The following is a 17,228-nucleotide window of genomic DNA, read 5'->3' as shown; positions in this document are numbered from 1 at the left end:
CCTCAATGTTATATGTTCATTATTGGACGGCCAGCATTCTTTCCAGTGCGCAGACCGCCTTCTCTCTGATTTCTTTTGACACAGTAACGACCGGTGCCATGTTTGAAAGGGCATCCTTGACCTTCTGCAAGCTGATCTTTTTCATATTCGGGCAGATCATATGTGCTGAAGCCATATAAAATTGTTTTCCAGGACAGCGTTTAGTAAGTTCATGCAAAATGCCACATTCCGTTCCAATAATAAATTCGGTGTCCGTCGAATTTTCTGCATACTTAATAATTCCGGCAGTAGAGCCAACATAATCAGCTTCCCGCCAGACTTCCTCGCGGCATTCAGGATGAACCAGAACTTTTGCTCCCTGATGTTCCTCCCGCGCCTTTAAGATATCTTCCCTGGCGAGCCTGTGATGGGTCGGACAAAATCCCGGCCACAGGTTAATCTTTCTGTTCGTTTTGGCTGCAATATATCCGCCGAGGTTGCCGTCAGGCACAAACAGGATCTCCTCTTCTCCAAGAGATTGAACAATTTTCTCTGCATTGGATGATGTACAGCAAATATCGCTTTCGGCTTTCACCTCTGCGGATGAATTAACATAACAGACCACCTTTACACCGGGCAATTTGGTCTTCGCCTCTCTGAGCCGGTTTGCTTCGACCATGTCAGCCATTGGGCAGCCGGCCGAAGGTTCGGGAAGCAGGACAGTCTTTTCCGGGGATAGGATTGCAGCACTTTCTGCCATAAAATGGACCCCGCAGAATACGATGACATCCGCATCTGTCCGGGCAGCCTGCTGGGCGAGCTGAAGTGAATCTCCGACAAAATCCGCAATATCCTGAATGTCCCCCGGCTGGTAATAATGGGCAAGAATTACCGCTTTTCTTTGCTTGCGCAGAGCATTTATATCATTGATCAGCTGATCTTTGCGTTCGTCATTATCCATTTATCAGCCTCTCCTTTCGCTCGTAGACCTTTTTCTAATTCTATTCTTCGACATAAAATGTGTCAAGCCTGTACGCCGTGCACTTCAACATCATCGATTCTGACCGGCTGGTTCTTTTCGTCGACAAAAACAATTTTCGGTGTATATCCTTTGCTTTCTTCATCGGAAAACAGCCCATAGGAAATAATAATCACCTGATCCCCGACCTGAACCAGCCTGGCTGCTGCTCCATTTAGACAGATCATTCCGGAATTCTCCTCTCCTGGAATAACATACGTTTCCAGCCTTGCTCCATTATTCAGGTTAACGACCTGAACTTTCTCATTTTCCAGAATATCGGCCTGCTCCATCAGGCTGCGGTCTATCGTTATGCTTCCCACATAATTCAGGTTGGCTTCAGTAACCCTGGCTTTATGGATCTTTGATTTCATCATATTTCTGAACATTTTTTTCTCACACCTCCACGACAATATTATCAATCAAGCGCGTTGTGCCAAAACGTACGGCAAGAGCAATCACAACAGGGCAGTCAATACTGCCGACAGCTGCAAGATTGTCCGCTTTTCTTATCTCTACATAATCAATTTTCCCGTTTGATTCACTGCTTATTCTCTGTCTGATCTCTTCTCTGACAACTTCAGCGCAGGTCTCACCTTCAATAATTCGTGCCTCCGCTTCCTGCAATGAACGGAACAACACCGGGGCTTGCCGCCGGTCTTCACTACTCAAATAAGCGTTTCTGGAACTCTTGGCGAGTCCATCGCTTTCTCGGACCGTCGGGAAGGCCACGATTTTAACAGAGCTATTTAAATCTTTTGTCATTTGTTTGATGACAGCAACCTGCTGGTAATCTTTTAAGCCAAAATAGGCTTCATCAGGTTGAATAATATTGAAAAGTTTTGTCACAACAGTTGCTACTCCCTGAAAGTGTCCCTGACGGCTGGCTCCGCAGAGGACCTCGGTGATCTGGGATACCTGAACTGCCGTAAGGCTTTTTCCGTCCGGATACATTTCCGCGACAGAAGGAGCAAATAACAAGTCTACTCCTGCCTGTTCGGCGAGTCCCGAATCCCTGGCAAGATCACGCGGATATTTCTCATAATCCTCATTCGGACCAAACTGTAAGGGATTCACAAATATACTCATCACAATATAGGTTTTTTTGTGATTCGGATCCTGATTTCTGGCTATTTTGACCATGGACAGATGGCCTTCATGCAAGAAGCCCATCGTGGGTACAAGGACAACAGCTTTTCCCTGCTGTTTGGCTGATGCTATTTTTTCTCTTGTTTCAGCTATTTTTTCGGCAATGATCATTGCTTTGTTTCCTTTCCTAAGTCATTCAAAAGTTCTTCCAGGTCGTTTAAATCTTCTGGGCGATAGGATGCCCTATCCCACAGTTTTTTCTCTAATCCTAATTCCAAGGCCAGCTTTCCAAGCTCTCTATAGACTGTCCTTATCTCTTCAGGCATGCTTTGTAGATGTCTTGCGACGACTTCGGCATCTCCCCTGGCGATTGGCCCTGTAAGCGCCCCAGGAAGCCCCAGTTTGCCAATATTCCGACAGGATCCGGCTAACAGCGGAAGTAAGGCAGCCAGAGCGTCTTTACGCTCTATTCCGGCCTGCTCAAATAGTTTGACTGCCAGCAGGACCAGCGAAACAAGATAGTTTGAGACGACAACCGCTCCGGCATGATAAAGGCTTTTTTTCGCCGGATTAATTTTAAGCGGAATTCCGCCTAATAACATAACCAGTTTCTCCCCTTGGCGCTCAACCTCCGGACTGCTGCCTTCTATGCCAAAATAGGTTCCCTTCATGACGGAAACCGCGGTATCAATATTTGCAAAGGCCTGCAGTGGATGCAGAGACAGGTAGCCGACAGGCAGTACAGGATCCTGACACATGACCCCCGAAGGCAAAGACCCTGAGCAGTGGATCCAGATTTGACCTGGTTTAATATCCCTCTCCTGAGAAAGTCTGGCTGCTGCTGCTTCAATGTTGCAATCCTGAGTCGTAATAAAAATCAGATCTGACTCCATCACAAGCTGCTTCAATCCAAGCTGCTCTTTTGGCAAGTATCTCCGAAAATGATCATATGACCTTTTGCCGCGGGTATGGACTCCGATACACTCCAGCCCTGCTTTCTCCAACAGAATCGCCAGAGATGTCCCGACCACGCCAGTCCCGATGATTCCAAATTTTATCGTATTTTCTGACAACAAAAATACACCTCACATGGTGAAGGTGTATTGTTATAAATGAATTCAACATATACCCTGCCTTCACCGTCCCAGTAGTAATAATCCAAGCGGTTGATGCACGATCCGATCAGTCATAAAAAATAGCAGAACTGCTACGGTACAACTCTATACAGATATCGTCTGCAGCTTACTCTTTAGTATATGATAAAGAAGAGAAATAATAAAGAAAAATCTTAAAGAACCATCAATATTTTATGATATTTTATAATTTTACTTAACACGTATTGATCTTATTTATACCTATATTTTAGTAATTTTTTTAATAGGTCCTTCGCCTTGAACAGTTCCGATTACTCTTCCTGACTGCAGAATATAATCCGGTGCTATTTCTCTTAGCGGAGCCAGTACGAACTCTCTTTGTTCCATAAAGGGATGCGGAATTGTCAGTTTTTCAGTCTGAATCACGTAATCCTGATAGGAAAGAATATCGATATCAATGGTGCGCGGCCCCCAATGAGTCAGTCGTTTTCTTCCTAGAGACGTTTCAATTTGCTGGCAGACCTCAAGCAGTTCGTAAGGATCCAGCTCCGTTTCAATGTCAATGGCCATATTCAGGAAAGGTGACTGGTCAACATTTCCCCAGGGTTCAGTCTCATAGAGGCTGGAAATACGCTGAATCATGATCCCTGAAGTATCCATCAGCATATTGAGTGCCCGATCCAAATATTCCTTGCGGTCTCCTTCATTGCTCCCCAAACTTAAAAATGCTCTCATCTTTTTTCTCCCGTATGATTTCTACGGATATATCCTTAAGAATTCCGGAAACCGGGGCATTCGGCTTATGTACCTCTACCCGGACGCCTGAACAGCAAAATCCGGTTGTAATTTCCAAGGCTATTTTTTCGGCAAGTGTTTCAATCAGCTGATAACGCTGATCAAGGACACAATTTTTGACTACTTGATAGACTTCAGCATAATTGACAGTTTCCACCAGATTGTCCTGCATACTGACCGGTTTTTTCAGGAAGATGTCCACGTCAATCAGAAATCTTTGGCCAAGAACCCGCTCCTCCTCCATCACCCCATGGTAAGCATAAAACTCCATACCACGCAGGTGAATGACATCACTTTCCTTCATAATCTTCTCCTCTTTTTCGACGTATCACCAGGTCAGTGATAAGCGCAGCCTTTTTGTTTTCGGGAACATCATGCACACGCAGAATATCTGCTCCGGCAACAATTCCGAGCGTCCCCAGGGCAATCGTCGGTTCGAGCCTTTGATCAACCGGAAGGTTCAAGGTCCGTCCAATCACGGATTTGCGGGATACTCCCAGAAGAAGAGGACACCCTAGCGATTTAAATTCTTCCATCCGGCTTAAGACTTCCATATTCTGTTCCGGTGTTTTTCCAAACCCGATTCCGGGATCGACAATAATTTGATTCTGCGTCAATCCGCAATCTAGAGCCATTTCAATGCTACGCTCCAGGAATGACAATATTTCACCCATCATATTCTTATATTCTGTATGATCCTGATTATGCATTATCACGATCGGAGCTTGATATTCTGCAATAACGCGGGCCATTTCAGGATCTTTCTGCAAACCCCAGATATCATTAATGATATGGGCCCCCAACCGCAAAGACTTGGCTGCAACAGCTGCTTTTTGGGTATCAATCGATATTGGAACCGAACAGACCGGGATAAGTGCTTTAAGTACCGGTTCAAGTCTGGACCACTCTTCTTCGGCACTGACGCCCCCATATCCCGGGCGGGTGGACTCTCCGCCAATATCAAGCATATCAGCACCGTCGGCAACCATTTTTTCGGCCTGTTTTAAAGCATTCTCGATGTTATCAAATTTTCCGCCGTCGGAAAAAGAATCCGGTGTAACATTCAGGATTCCCATGATCAGGGTCTTTTTTCCCCACTCAAGAATTTTTCCCCTGCAATCGATCACGCCGGCCGGAGGTATATCTAAATAGACCAACATTTCATGGAGGGACTCGGCAAGATACTGGCACTCTGGCGACATTGAGCTAAGTTTATCCGCTAGTCTGGTTAACTGCTTATAGTTACCAAGAAGTAATACATCGCTTTCCGGTGCTCCACTGTCGAGCAAATCTTTATGGACAGCTGCATCCCCACCGAAGGAGAGCATTTCCTGTTTCAGAATCAATGCCACCGGAGCTGGCACATTCTCCAGCTTGATCGGTTTGGTCAAAGCCTTGCCATTCATATGTTGAAGGACGCCAAGGTCAACGCCAACCTGGCTGAGAGCTTTTTCGGCCTGCAGTAGGCTATCTATTTTGAGCCATCGCATATTGTACGCCTTCAAATCCTTCACTCCTTTTCCGCCTTAATTAATGAATTCATTTTCTCCAATTCAGGCGCTCACCTGTTATCAGGTTATCCTTTCTTTACCTCCAAAGCGTACTCGAAGGTATAGCTTCCTTTAAAGGATGGAATTGTCACCGTTTCGCGGGTTATTTCAACTTTTCTGCCAAATTGTTTCAAGTCAATCGCGATCATATTCGTCAAATAGTCGAGTAGATCATCCTGTTTGCCAATAGCCAGGATTTCATACGTGGTTCCGCCAATCCTGCTGATCGGGACTGAATTCACCAGGATTGTCGCTGTCCCGCTGATAACTATCGAAGTCGAAGCAACAATCCGCTGACCATTGATGCTGATCGCTTCTGCTCCTGCCAATCGCAGGACATTCACGATCTCGCGCAGCTCATCCGTACTCAGCGGGATAACTGCATCAGTATCCGGACCGGTGTCTTTGACAATCATCTTAACCCCAGGTCCGGTAACAGCGATGGTTCCGTCAGCGATTTTAAGCTGATCCAGTCTTGCCTTAAGATAGGGATTCTCACTGTTTTGGTTCCTGTATCTTTCCAATTCTGTAGATATTCGATTATATTCTTCCTGCAAAGAATTGTTTTCATCCTGCAAGGTTTTCATCACCGTATCGGTCTGCTCAACTCTTTGCTGCTGGATTTTTTCTGCACTGTCCACTTCTTTTTGCGCCTGAAATTGAAGGGAAATCAAAAAGCCAATCGCTACGGCGGCAATCGTCGCAACCGTTATGACATGTTTGTTTATCAAGTCTAACCCTCCTTGACTGGCTGTGCATACTTATAACTGTACTGATTGGCGGCAGGTACTGTGACAGATTCCTTAGGTATTTCCAGTTTACGGGTTATGCCGTATTGTTGCTGATATTCCCCGAGCATGTCCCATACGTAAAACTGAAGAGCCGATTTTAAGTTATCCTGATTGCCAATCGCCACGATGTTATACGGTGGCATCTGTCTTGTGTTGTTGATCTTAATATAAGAACCGCTGCAGAATATTTCTGTATTAGAAGTAATCCGCTGGTCATTAATCGAAATAGCCTCAGCTCCGCCATTCCACAGTGCATTGACGATTGCCCGCAAGTATTCCTCATGGATATAATAATTCCCAATGTTTCCATTACTTGTGCTTCGCTTCTGATCAGAATCATCCAGAGCGATCACAATGCCCGGGCCACTGAGGGACACAAGCCCTGCACTGATCTTCGCCTGCTCCAACTGCTCGGAAGCCAGGGCCGCAGCGCTTTCCCCCGCCTGATACTTCGTCAATTCTTCCAGCAGTTTGTCATTTTCTCCGGCCAATTGTTCATTCTCCATCTCCAGCTGAAGAAGGCTCGGGAGATTTTTCTCCTGCGAAGAAGCATTTTGATCAGCCATATAGGATTTAATAACAATTACAAGAAAAACACCGATCAGCAGCATACCCACACTGATCATCATCCATACCATTTTCTTTTTATCCTGCATCTGATTCACCCCGGCTTATTCTGACATATAAAACAAAACTTGGTTCAGAAAGTACTTTGAGTTTTTTTGACAGACTGTAAAAAGGACACCCGAATGGGTGTCCTTGTATTTACTCGCTAAGCCACTCTTCACCGGCTTTAGTATAACTAAGAATTTCTGCCAGTTTGAAGTACAAGGAAATTTCCCTCTCGGCACTTTCCACAGAATCTGAGCCATGGATGACGTTTCTGCTGATGTCCATCGCATAGGCGCCCCTGATAGAACCAGGGTTGGCATTGGCAGGATTGGTCGCCCCCATCATTTCTCTAGCTATAGCGACTACATTCTTGCCTTCCCAGACCATCGCCACAACCGGCGAGGACATAATATACTGAACGGTAGGTTCAAAAAAACCTTTACCCTTATGTTCCTTATAGTGTTCTTCCGCCAAGGCTCTGTCTACCTGGATCAACTTTAAGCCAATAAGCTTAAATCCTTTCTTTTCAAATCTGCCAATCACTTCACCAACCAGACCTCTTTGAATGGCGTCCGGTTTAAGCATAAGAAAAGTTCTTTCCACGGGAATCCTCCTTAAATGTCTATTATAAGATATTTTGAGCTCATCTGAGCAAGTATCTTGTCAACCTTAAGCATTTTCACTTTCTTCTTTTGGTTCATTATTTTCCGTACTGTCGCCGTTTGCGGACAGAGGCGTGTCATAAGGATCACCTATGCGTGACTCATCATATTTGGCAATGATATCCTGGAAAGAGTCTGCCTCCAGCGTTTCATTGACCATCAGTGCCTGGGCAATCGCATGCAGAATCTCAATTTTCTCTGAAATGATATCCTGCGCCTTCTGATAAGATTCATCAATGATACGGCGCACCTCATGATCAATCGCTTGGGCTACAGATTCACTGTAATTACGGTCACGCGCAATATCACGTCCCAGGAAAACCTGTTCTTCTTTATGGCCGAAAGTTACCGGTCCGAGCTCTTCCGACATCCCGAGTTCGGTAATCATTTTTCTTACGATGCCTGTCGCACGTTCCAGGTCGTTGGAAGCACCGGTACTGATCTCATGCAAAACCAGGGCTTCAGCTACTCTGCCACCCAAAAGCATGGTGACCTGGTCAAGCAGCTGGGACTTCGTCATATAGTTGCGGTCCTCTTTCGGCAGCAGCAGCGTATAGCCTCCTGCCCGGCCTCTTGGTATAATCGAAACCTTATGCAGGGGATCCGTATGCGGAAGGTATTCTCCCAGAAGCGCATGGCCGGCTTCATGGTAAGAAACCAGTTTCTTTTCAAAATCACTGATCACCCGGCTTTTCTTTTCCGGACCGGCAATGACTCTTTCAATCGAATCTTCCAGCGCCTTCATATCGACTTCCTTCTCATTACGCCGGGCTGAAAGCAAAGCAGCTTCATTGACCAGATTGGCAAGATCAGCCCCTGTAAAGCCGGGGGTTCTGCGCGCTAAAACTTCAAGGTTAACATCTGAAGCTAACGGTTTACCCTTGACATGGACCATCAGAATTTCCTCTCTTCCTTTGATATCCGGGAGAGTGACAACAATCTGTCTGTCAAAACGCCCAGGACGGAGAAGAGCCGGATCCAGGATATCCGAACGGTTGGTCGCAGCAATGACGATGACACCTTCGTTACCGTTAAATCCGTCCATTTCGACCAGAAGCTGATTTAGGGTCTGCTCGCGCTCATCATGGCCGCCGCCCAAGCCGGCACCGCGCTGACGTCCCACAGCATCAATTTCATCGATAAAAACGATACAGGGGGAATTCTTTTTAGCCTGTTCAAAAAGATCCCTTACCCTTGAAGCTCCAACGCCAACAAACATTTCCACAAAATCGGAACCGCTGATGCTGAAGAACGGAACTCCGGCTTCTCCGGAAACGGCTTTCGCCAGCAAAGTTTTTCCGGTTCCGGGAGGGCCAAAAAGGAGTACCCCTTTCGGAATCTTAGCTCCAATCTCATTAAATTTTTTCGGTGATTTCAGAAATTCTACGATTTCTTCCAATTCTTCCTTAACTTCATCTGCGCCCGCAACATCTTTAAACGTATATTTGTGTTCATCTGTTACCAACCGTGCCCTGCTTTTGCCAAATTGCATTACCTTGCTTCCGCCGCCTTGGGTTTGCTGCATCATGTAGAAGAACAACCCAAAAATAAACAGGAACATCAGGAGGGTCGGCAGGACAGAAACCCACCACGGTACAGTGGCCGGAGGCTCAAATGTAAGGTTGATATTCTGTTTTTCCATTTGATCCAGAAGGGTTTGATCTCCCGAGGGACCGGCGACTTCGTAGATCTTGCTGTCTTTCATGGTAACGGTATAGACGTAGTATTTATCATTGACCTGAACGGAAACATCACTGACACCGCCCGAAGCAATAGCCTGCTTAAAAGCATTATATTTTAGACTGGTATCCTTTGCTTCAGGAGGATTTGCCCATTTGATAAGCAAAACTGCAAGAAGAATAATCAACAAATAGATCGCGACATTTTTTAGTATTTTCAATCCGGAGATCCTCCTCTCATTGATGGAAACATATTGTCAATACTTAAAGTACATTATTCGAACGTTTGAAAAACTATGAGATATTATATCATGTGGTTTCCTATTTTACAATCAATCCAAAATAGTAGAAAACCTTATACTTCAGCCGCAACCAAATACAGTCTGGGAGATTGCGGACCAGCCGGCAAAAGGCTGTCTCCCCTGCATACACCTGGGATCCAGACGACGAGATCGCCAAAAGCAAAAAACAGAATCTTATCACGTTCCCCAGCAGGAATATCTTTGTCCTGAAAAACCTTTTTAATTGCTTTATGCCCTAAATTCTTAAAATAAATACGGTCTCCGGCCTGTCTCGTCCTACATACCAAAGGCTTAGTCTGAACAGACATTTGGCTCCTATCAAGCTCGGTACTCCACAAAACATGCTGTTCTTCCGGATAGAAATCAAAAATTCCCACCTGTACTTTTAACTCCGTAATTTCATTCCAAACGTTCAAAGCAAGGGGTAACTTGACAAAAAGCCGGAACTCTTCAATTCTATCTTTCCCGGAAATATACTCTTTTGATTCTCGCTCTACGTTAAAAAAGAAAAGGCCTTGCTTGACAACTTCTACCTTAAAACCTTGAAGATCCTGACGCCATCCGGTCTGTTGCCCCTTTTGCATCCAAAGCTTAACAAATTTAAACGCTGGCCCTCTTGTTTCTCCCGATACCTGCGAAGCCGCTTTCCGGAGCAGGCGGGAAAGGATTGCCTCCGGTTCTTTCCAGGCTTCGTGCGAAAGCAGGACTCCGGTATGATCTGCCCGGAGACAGTACCTGGGCCACAAAGCTTCCGTCTGGGCACAAATATATTCTTCGTCCCAGCGCAGCAGTTCCGCTGTTCGTCCCAAAGCATCGGTAATCCTCTGATTATATTTGCTTTCCAGTTCAGGAATTAGCTCGAGTCTGATCTTATTCCTGTAATAGTCCGTTTCCAGATTGCTCTTGTCAATTGAATAGGGAAGATTTTGAACTTTGCAGTATTCCAGGATTTCTTCTTTTGTTACCGAAAGAAGCGGACGGATGATTTTGTCTTTAACAGGATAAATGCCTGCGAGTCCTGTTGTTCCGCTTCCTCTTAAGAGACGGTAGAGAACAGTTTCCGCCTGATCTCCCAAATGGTGGGCAGTGGCCAGTAAATCACAACCCCACGCTTCCATGTCTTCCTTCCAGCGGGCATAGCGCCATTCCCTTGATGCTTCCTGAAAACTTTGGTGGCAAGCTGAAGCGTTACGTTTCGCATCAAATTCATGCAAAATAAATCCTGCTTTCCATTCCCCAGCAAGATTCTTAACAAGCTCCGCTTCCTCGTCGGCTTCTCTCCTGACCTTATGATTGACATGCGTAATAACAAAAGAAATATTCTTATCTTGATTTTCGCACGAATAGCGGTAAATGACATGAGCCAGGGCCACCGAGTCCGGTCCTCCCGAAACAGCTACAAGCACCTTGGACTGAGACGGAATTTGTTGCGGCAATACCTCCGAGCTCAAGCTTTCATACATTATTTTCTCCGCAGCCTTCCTAAAATCGTATTAATACTATTCTCTCCAGATTTTGCCGATTTGTCAAAGCATTAAAACAAAAATATTTTTATTTTTAATATAAAGGTTAAATCTTAACAAAAGCTTAAAACCGGGTTTAATTTTGGGCATCGTTTCCGGCCAAGTCCTTCCTCTTCACAACCAGGACAACCCCGTCATCCTCCAGGCAGTCCCCAGACAGTCTTCGTGCTTCTTTGACAATGCTGTCGGCCAGATCCTGCGAAGACAAACTTCTGTTGTTCTTCAGATATTCTTTGAGCCAATCGTCCTTTCTTTTAGCTACATCCAAGATTCCGTCTGTTACGATGACTAGCGTCTCGCCTTTAAAAGGAATATCAATCGCCGGGATATCAATATCGTTCAGTATACCAGCCGGCAGACTTGATGTTTTTACTGCATCTACTTTGTTTCTGCTGATGATATAGGTCGGTGCTGCTCCAATTTTTATCAACCTGGCTTGATCTGCCTCGATATTCAACACGGCCATATCGACGGTGACAAAGCTCTCTTCCGGAGAACGTAAAACCAGGATTGAATTAAGCGCTTTGATGGCACTCTCCGGTTCAAATCCAGTACTTAGAAGCTGTTCCAGTATTGTAAGTGCCGCTGAACTCATCCTGGCCGCCTCTTCCCCTGCGCCCATACCGTCACAGATAATCAGCGCGTTTTTGGATGAAGATAACGAAACCGAACTAAAGTTATCGCCGCTTATGCCATTACCGGTTTTAATAAAAGAGCCGATACCCAGATCTAAAACCAGTTTATGCTTGCGGGACCAGACCAGCGGTTTTCCGTCTTCGTGATTATGCTGAGAATGAAGCTCCTGGGCGAGGTGCCCGATCACCTGAGATACACTTCTGTACTGGCCAGCTAAGGCTTCTCTGTTTATGGCCAGACGTTTTTGCCAAACCTCTTTGTCTTTTTCCTGCTCCAGAATAAATTGAGCCGCCAGCATGACTTCTTCAAGTTTACTGCATTTTCCCCATTCGTCAGGCACTTTCTCCTGATTGATTTGATCTGAAGCTTCACCGGTTTGGTTTCTTTGAATTCTTTTCTCTTCATAGGCAAACAAGTCATACATAAAATGATAGGTTTGGTGAAAGTCCTGCTGCCAGCAATAATTTGAATCCGGGCAATGCCGGCATATCTTATCGACCAGGTTATTCATCATTTCCGGTACTTCCGGCTGCAGCCTGGATTCAAGTCCTGCCGCCTGGAAACCATAAGCAAGCTGATCAAATAGGTCGCCAACAGTTTTGACTTTGCTTACTGTTGTTTCGATTTCTGGCATTACTTTATTCTTCAGAAAAAATTTTTCATGTTTTCCGGGTAATAAGAAAAACATAAGAAGCGCAAGCGCGGACGAATAAAGATGAGAAGTCAAAAATGTCTCATTGACAAAAAAAGAGGCCATCAAAATAGAGGCGCTGTAGGCAGCCGCAACTCCCATCTTGCCAAAACGGGTAAACCCTCCGCACATAAACCCGAGTAAGCTGTAGAGTCCCGCATCAATCAGGTTATCGATTCCAATATTCCATTTTAACAAAAAGCCTAAAATTGCTCCGACACCTGCAGCCGAACCGGCTCCGTATTTATAGGCCACAAAAAGCAGAAAGAACCCCAGAAATGTGATTTGTAAATTGATTTTCCCAAAAGCAAGCCCTTGTAAGCCGCTTAAGCAGACTGCCAGAACTAAAATCCACACCATACCTTGTTCGCCCTTGAAATTGCCCTTCATAAGGCTTTCCTTATGAAGAAACGCAAAGAAAAAAATAATTGAAAAGCCTGCCGCAATAATACTTTGGACCATTACCAGCAAGATAGACTCCACTCCGAAGCCATTGGTAAACCATGATACGCCTAATCCGGGCAGTAAGGTTCCAAGTGCCGTAAGCCCGGCGAGAAGAAGTATTTTTCCCTTGCTCTCTTTGATCATCTGAACTGCCAGAACACCTAGAACCACGCTCGGCATAACTTCCAGAAACACTGAAAAATCCTGGACAGATACCAGACCGACCGTGATTCCGGTAAGACCCGGTAGAATCCATTTTTTCATATTCATGCTGAGAACTGCAAGATAGGCAATAGCAAATGGATAAATACCCAATAGGTTTGCCCGGGCTGTTAAAAAACCTCCGATAACAATTAGACATTGTATTCCCAGCGAGTCAGAGAATCGGTTAATGATTTTTTCCGCTTTGAGTGTTGCCCATTCAGCCATAATGCCACCTCTTCCACTTAATGGAATTATTATAGCTGATGGCGTCCGCGAAGCTTGTCTAATTCGGGAATCTTCGTTGGCAATCATTTTTCTTGCTTCAGCAAAAAAACTATTGGCATTGTATCATATACGAATATCACCGCCCAATTGACATGATATTACCTGATCAAAAAGCGCTGCCGTTAACAAATTAAAAATAATTCGTTGTGCGGCAGCGCTTATCAAATACACTTATCATTTATAGATTAATTTTCCGACTCTTTGGGAGCTATTAAAATTTCTCCTTTACGAACCAGTCCAAGTTTTTCTCTGGCTAATTGTTCCACATAACTCGGGGTATTTAATTTCTCTATTTCCTCATGTAATTGACCATTTTGAGCAATAATCTGAAGCTTTTTACTCTCGAGCTCTGCTTTTTGCTGCTCAATGGAACGATCCAACTGAAGCAGCTGATAGGACCAGCTTCCGCCTAACATCAAAGCAATCCCCAAAACAATTACGAATATTGGGTTTATCTTTTTTATTCTCTTCTTTGTATGCTTTTTGCTATTTCTCATTTTCCTCATCATCCTCCAGTGGATAATTCAGCCCTAATTCATGATCCTGGATGATTCCGATGATCTGATATCCTTTGGTCTTGGCCCTTGCGAGCATGGTTGAAACAGAACTGCCGCTTATCCCCAAAACCTTGGCGATATCCTCGCTGGAACGCCCGCTTTCTTTAAGCATGACAGCTTGTCTCTCCCGGAAACTCAGTTTTTCCAATCCTCGTATTTCCCAGTGCAAAATCTTCTTTTCCTTATTGCCAATTTACCAACAAAGACAAAAATCCATCTACATACCAGCTACATATTCCGTACAAACCAACTACAAAAATATTATAAGTATAGTTATTATATAATTAAAGCTAGTCAAAATCAATACTATTTGCTTTTTTTTGTTGTTGATCTGCGATAATGTCATAGTATAATTCTTCAAGGAAAATGTCATCCCCTCACAAAACAGATATAATGGGAGAATGAAATTAGAAATGAGCAAGCAAGAAGCAAGAAAAGTAACCATTATCGAAGAATTATTGGCAGGCCATTTATTAAACAAACAAGCAGCAGGGCTTCTAAATCTCAGCGTCAGACAAGTACAGCGGTTGAAAGTGGAGGCCACCGCCAATGGGGTCATGAGCATTCTGCATAAAAACAGAGGACGTAAGCCTGCTAATGCCTTAGATCCAAAGTTAGCCTTGAACATCATTGAGATTTACGAAAAGGAATTGATCAACTATAACTTTTGCCATGCTACCGATGTTCTCGCTGAAGACAAGGGGATATTTGTCTCTGTCAGCACTGTTTCAAGACATCTAAAAGCCAGTGGTATTCGATCCCCAAAGGCCAAACGAAGACCGAAGAAACATCGGTCAAGAAATGCCCGTAAACGTGAAGGAGAACTCGTTCAGATGGATGCTTCCAGTTATGATTGGCTGGGCAATGACTCCTACCTGCACCTTCATGGTGCTGTAGATGATGCCACAGGTCGTATTCTAGCTCTTCATTTCGAAAAGGAAGAAACCTTTGAAGGGTATTGTGAGTTGATGTTTCAGATGAATCAAGACGGCCATTTGCCAAGGGAAATTTACACCGATGGTAGAACAGTCTTTGCTTATGACAGTAAAACAAAAAAGAAACTGACACTAGATGAAGAACTAACTGGTAAAGTCGAGCGTCAACCCCACTTCGCAAGAGCTCTCAGAGAAACCAAAATTCTACTTATCATTGCCAAGTCTGCACAAGCTAAAGGGGGGATTGAAAGGCTCTGGGAAACTTTGCAGGATCGTTTGCCTAAAGATATGAAGCGTAAAGGCATTAATTCAATTGAACAGGCTAATGAATTCCTGAGGCAATATATTCCCTATTACAACCGCAAATTCTCCGTCCAGGCTGCCAGCATGGAAAAGGCCTATTTGCCCAAACAGGATTTGGCTGCATTTCAGTTAACCTTTGCTATACATGAAACAAGAAAGCTTGATTCAGGCCTTTCCTTTTCTTATAGAGGTCAGAAATACCGGTTGCCAATTTCTAAGGATAATAAAGAAATCCCTGCATCCCCTCATGACACGATTACTGTAGCAACCAGTAAACATATCGGAATGCAGGTTCTTTTCAAGGGCCTTGTGATTAAACCAGAACCGCTTAATACTCAGCCTAAGGAAAGTATAATACATATCTCTCAGCCGGACAACTCTACTAATTGCCTACCTTCTGAGACTTTAATTAAACCTAAAAACAAAACTAATTCCCCTTGGTTTGGCTATACCGAAATTTTCTATTCCAAGAAACTTAGGGATGACATTTCTGCTGCACAGTTATCACCCTATCAGGGTGACATTATCGCAGACTATTGACATACTATTTGCTTTTTTTGATCAAAGTATTCCGGCTTATCGCTTCACCGATCCGATACAGAAGCATCCCCAGCCAGCGCAAAATGCCATAGGGAATCCGCATCATTCCGGCAATTCCGATGTAAACGCCCCGCAAAAAAGCCTGGATAAGCTTTCTGATGAATTGGCTAACGTAACGGATCAAGCGAAATAATACATCAAAAATTTTTTTAACATATCGGCTAAAAATCACAATATAGAGCAAAAGACCTAACAAACTTCCCAAAAAAAGATAAAAACGAAATTCAAGGTAATTTGCTTTTTGCGCTAAGCAAAAAATAATTCCAAGCGCAGCAATAGAGAAAAGTAAATCCCCCAAAAACGTCTGTATCTTTGTCAGGCCCAAATGCCAGCGTAACATTCGGTAAAAATCAAAACATATCCCAACAAGTAATCCACTTAGGACAATGCTAATCAAAACAGCAAACTCGCTAATCCCGATTTCGCCCCCTTCAAAAGGCTATTTGAAAATTTTTTCCCATACTCCTTTGGAGGATTCTCCAGATCCACTCGCAGCATAAGTCAGCATGTCAATTTGGCCTTCAATCTCCAGCTCTGATTGTTCGAGGTTAAGATTGTTTACACCCAGGTCCCGCCCCTTGATCGTCACCCTACCTTTTGTGGTATCCAGCGTAATCTCTTTGGGGTCGAACGATTTTACTTTTTTTACCCCTGAAACTGTCAGTAGTCTTCTGTCTTTGATAACAATCTTATGCTCAATTTCCCGTTGGCCTGTCATTTCCATCCCCCCCAAAGCCCCTTCTGAATAAATACTTATTCAGAAAGTCGGGGGTTTAGACATCATTATTTTTTTTCATCTTTAATCAGCTGATAGAGTGTCTCAGCTTCTTCCGCCTTGGCACTTGGTGGCGTCGACAGCACCTTGACCTCAAGGATATGATTCCGCATATCAATGCAAATAATGTCTCCAGGCTTTACTTCTGCCGAAGGTTTGGCAACTCTGCCATTTACACTGACTTTTTCGCCTCCACAGACATCCTTGGCCACAGTTCTCCTTTTGATAAGCCTTGATACCTTAAGATATTTGTCCAGTCTCAAACAAAACAACTCCTTATTTTGAAATGCATCTTAAAAAACCAGGCTCAAAAAGAACCTGGTTTTTCGCAATCAAGCTATGAACTTAAAAAATTCAAGAACTTACTGTACTGACTCTTTTAAAGCTTTTCCTGCCTTAAAGCCAGGTACTTTGCATGCGGGAATGACAATTTCCTCTTTGGTTTGAGGATTTCTACCGACACGCTCTTCTCTTTTCTTAACCTCAAATGTACCAAAACCAACTAATTGGACTTTCTCACCACTTGCCATTGCTTGACTGATTGTGTCAAAGACTGCGGCTACCGCTTTTTCGGCATCCTTCTTGGTGAATTCGGTCTTTTCTGCTACTGCAGCAACGAGTTCCGCTTTATTCAAAAGTCTCCCTCCTAATAATAAAAACTAATAGCCTCTATATTCGCTATGAAACTGCATTTTCCTTCTTGG

Annotated in this window: 20 protein-coding genes; 1 reads left to right on the top strand and 19 read right to left on the bottom strand. The window is 44.1% G+C overall.

Translation table 11 applies throughout. The features are described from left to right. Window positions 1–19 precede the first annotated feature (19 nt). The 15 genes from nadA to DHBDCA_RS01380 all read right to left on the bottom strand — a co-directional run bounded on the left by nadA (window position 20) and on the right by DHBDCA_RS01380 (window position 14,080). Window positions 20–940 (bottom strand): quinolinate synthase NadA, encoded by a 921-nt coding sequence (gene nadA / locus DHBDCA_RS01450; protein WP_015042361.1) that lies wholly within the window; start codon window positions 938–940, stop codon window positions 20–22. Window positions 941–1,002: 62 nt separating this feature from the next. After that, window positions 1,003–1,386 carry an aspartate 1-decarboxylase gene (panD, locus tag DHBDCA_RS01445; RefSeq protein WP_015042360.1) on the bottom strand — a complete coding sequence of 128 codons (384 nt, stop codon included), beginning with the start codon at window positions 1,384–1,386 and terminating at the stop codon, window positions 1,003–1,005. Window positions 1,387–1,393: 7 nt separating this feature from the next. Then, window positions 1,394–2,257, bottom strand: a complete 864-nt coding sequence (gene panC, locus DHBDCA_RS01440; protein WP_015042359.1) for a pantoate--beta-alanine ligase — start codon at window positions 2,255–2,257, stop codon at window positions 1,394–1,396. Further along, a complete protein-coding gene (locus tag DHBDCA_RS01435) occupies window positions 2,254–3,159 on the bottom strand; it encodes a Rossmann-like and DUF2520 domain-containing protein (protein ID WP_015042358.1) in 906 nt (301 codons plus the stop codon). Before DHBDCA_RS01435 ends, panC begins: the two co-directional genes overlap by 4 nt. A 282-nt stretch (window positions 3,160–3,441) precedes the next feature. After that, a complete protein-coding gene (gene folK / locus DHBDCA_RS01430; protein WP_015042357.1) occupies window positions 3,442–3,915 on the bottom strand; it encodes a 2-amino-4-hydroxy-6-hydroxymethyldihydropteridine diphosphokinase in 474 nt (157 codons plus the stop codon). Continuing rightward, window positions 3,884–4,279, bottom strand: coding sequence for a dihydroneopterin aldolase (gene folB, locus DHBDCA_RS01425; RefSeq protein WP_015042356.1), 396 nt, complete (start codon window positions 4,277–4,279; stop codon window positions 3,884–3,886). Before folB ends, folK begins: the two co-directional genes overlap by 32 nt. Further along, complete coding sequence (gene folP / locus DHBDCA_RS01420; RefSeq protein WP_015042355.1) at window positions 4,266–5,489, bottom strand: dihydropteroate synthase; 1,224 nt, start codon at window positions 5,487–5,489, stop codon at window positions 4,266–4,268. Before folP ends, folB begins: the two co-directional genes overlap by 14 nt. A 62-nt stretch (window positions 5,490–5,551) precedes the next feature. Continuing rightward, on the bottom strand, window positions 5,552–6,256 hold the full coding sequence (locus DHBDCA_RS01415; protein WP_015042354.1) for a DUF881 domain-containing protein: 705 nt from the start codon (window positions 6,254–6,256) through the stop codon (window positions 5,552–5,554). Between the two features lie 2 nt (window positions 6,257–6,258). After that, on the bottom strand, window positions 6,259–6,972 hold the full coding sequence (locus DHBDCA_RS01410) for a DUF881 domain-containing protein (protein WP_015042353.1): 714 nt from the start codon (window positions 6,970–6,972) through the stop codon (window positions 6,259–6,261). Between the two features lie 109 nt (window positions 6,973–7,081). Beyond that, window positions 7,082–7,531: a nucleoside-diphosphate kinase gene (ndk, locus tag DHBDCA_RS01405; protein ID WP_015042352.1), complete on the bottom strand. Its 450-nt coding sequence runs from the start codon at window positions 7,529–7,531 to the stop codon at window positions 7,082–7,084. A gap of 66 nt (window positions 7,532–7,597) precedes the next feature. Continuing rightward, window positions 7,598–9,490: an ATP-dependent zinc metalloprotease FtsH gene (gene ftsH / locus DHBDCA_RS01400; RefSeq protein WP_015042351.1), complete on the bottom strand. Its 1,893-nt coding sequence runs from the start codon at window positions 9,488–9,490 to the stop codon at window positions 7,598–7,600. Window positions 9,491–9,624: 134 nt separating this feature from the next. Continuing rightward, entirely contained in the window at window positions 9,625–11,034 is a 1,410-nt protein-coding gene (tilS, locus tag DHBDCA_RS01395; protein WP_015042350.1) for a tRNA lysidine(34) synthetase TilS, read from the bottom strand. A 136-nt stretch (window positions 11,035–11,170) separates the two neighbouring features. After that, complete coding sequence (locus DHBDCA_RS01390) at window positions 11,171–13,294, bottom strand: SpoIIE family protein phosphatase (RefSeq protein WP_015042349.1); 2,124 nt, start codon at window positions 13,292–13,294, stop codon at window positions 11,171–11,173. A gap of 245 nt (window positions 13,295–13,539) precedes the next feature. Beyond that, window positions 13,540–13,851, bottom strand: coding sequence for an FtsB family cell division protein (locus DHBDCA_RS01385; RefSeq protein ID WP_019224818.1), 312 nt, complete (start codon window positions 13,849–13,851; stop codon window positions 13,540–13,542). Then, the gene (locus DHBDCA_RS01380) at window positions 13,841–14,080 is read right to left on the bottom strand and encodes a sigma factor-like helix-turn-helix DNA-binding protein (RefSeq protein ID WP_025204977.1); all 240 of its coding nucleotides are present in this window, start codon (window positions 14,078–14,080) and stop codon (window positions 13,841–13,843) included. The genes DHBDCA_RS01385 and DHBDCA_RS01380 overlap by 11 nt, the downstream gene beginning before the upstream one ends. 232 nt (window positions 14,081–14,312) lie before the next feature. On the opposite strand from DHBDCA_RS01380, the gene DHBDCA_RS01375 reads away from it, so the two are divergent. Further along, the gene (locus DHBDCA_RS01375; protein ID WP_242824890.1) at window positions 14,313–15,689 is read left to right on the top strand and encodes an ISNCY family transposase; all 1,377 of its coding nucleotides are present in this window, start codon (window positions 14,313–14,315) and stop codon (window positions 15,687–15,689) included. Window positions 15,690–15,693: 4 nt separating this feature from the next. On the opposite strand, the gene yabQ is transcribed toward DHBDCA_RS01375, so the two are convergent. The 4 genes from yabQ to DHBDCA_RS01355 all read right to left on the bottom strand — a co-directional run bounded on the left by yabQ (window position 15,694) and on the right by DHBDCA_RS01355 (window position 17,159). After that, on the bottom strand, window positions 15,694–16,146 hold the full coding sequence (gene yabQ / locus DHBDCA_RS15855; RefSeq protein WP_034379277.1) for a spore cortex biosynthesis protein YabQ: 453 nt from the start codon (window positions 16,144–16,146) through the stop codon (window positions 15,694–15,696). Between the two features lie 42 nt (window positions 16,147–16,188). Continuing rightward, the gene (gene yabP / locus DHBDCA_RS01365; protein WP_015042345.1) at window positions 16,189–16,467 is read right to left on the bottom strand and encodes a sporulation protein YabP; all 279 of its coding nucleotides are present in this window, start codon (window positions 16,465–16,467) and stop codon (window positions 16,189–16,191) included. A gap of 65 nt (window positions 16,468–16,532) precedes the next feature. Continuing rightward, window positions 16,533–16,787, bottom strand: a complete 255-nt coding sequence (locus tag DHBDCA_RS01360) for an RNA-binding S4 domain-containing protein (protein ID WP_015045101.1) — start codon at window positions 16,785–16,787, stop codon at window positions 16,533–16,535. A gap of 99 nt (window positions 16,788–16,886) precedes the next feature. Next, a complete protein-coding gene (locus DHBDCA_RS01355; protein WP_015042343.1) occupies window positions 16,887–17,159 on the bottom strand; it encodes an HU family DNA-binding protein in 273 nt (90 codons plus the stop codon). Window positions 17,160–17,228: the final 69 nt, after the last annotated feature.

This window comes from Dehalobacter sp. DCA (assembly GCF_000305775.1).
Taxonomy (GTDB): domain Bacteria; phylum Bacillota; class Desulfitobacteriia; order Desulfitobacteriales; family Syntrophobotulaceae; genus Dehalobacter; species Dehalobacter alkaniphilus.
The sequence above is the reverse complement of the archived record's forward strand: the minus strand, read 5'-3'. Positions and strand labels throughout refer to the sequence as shown.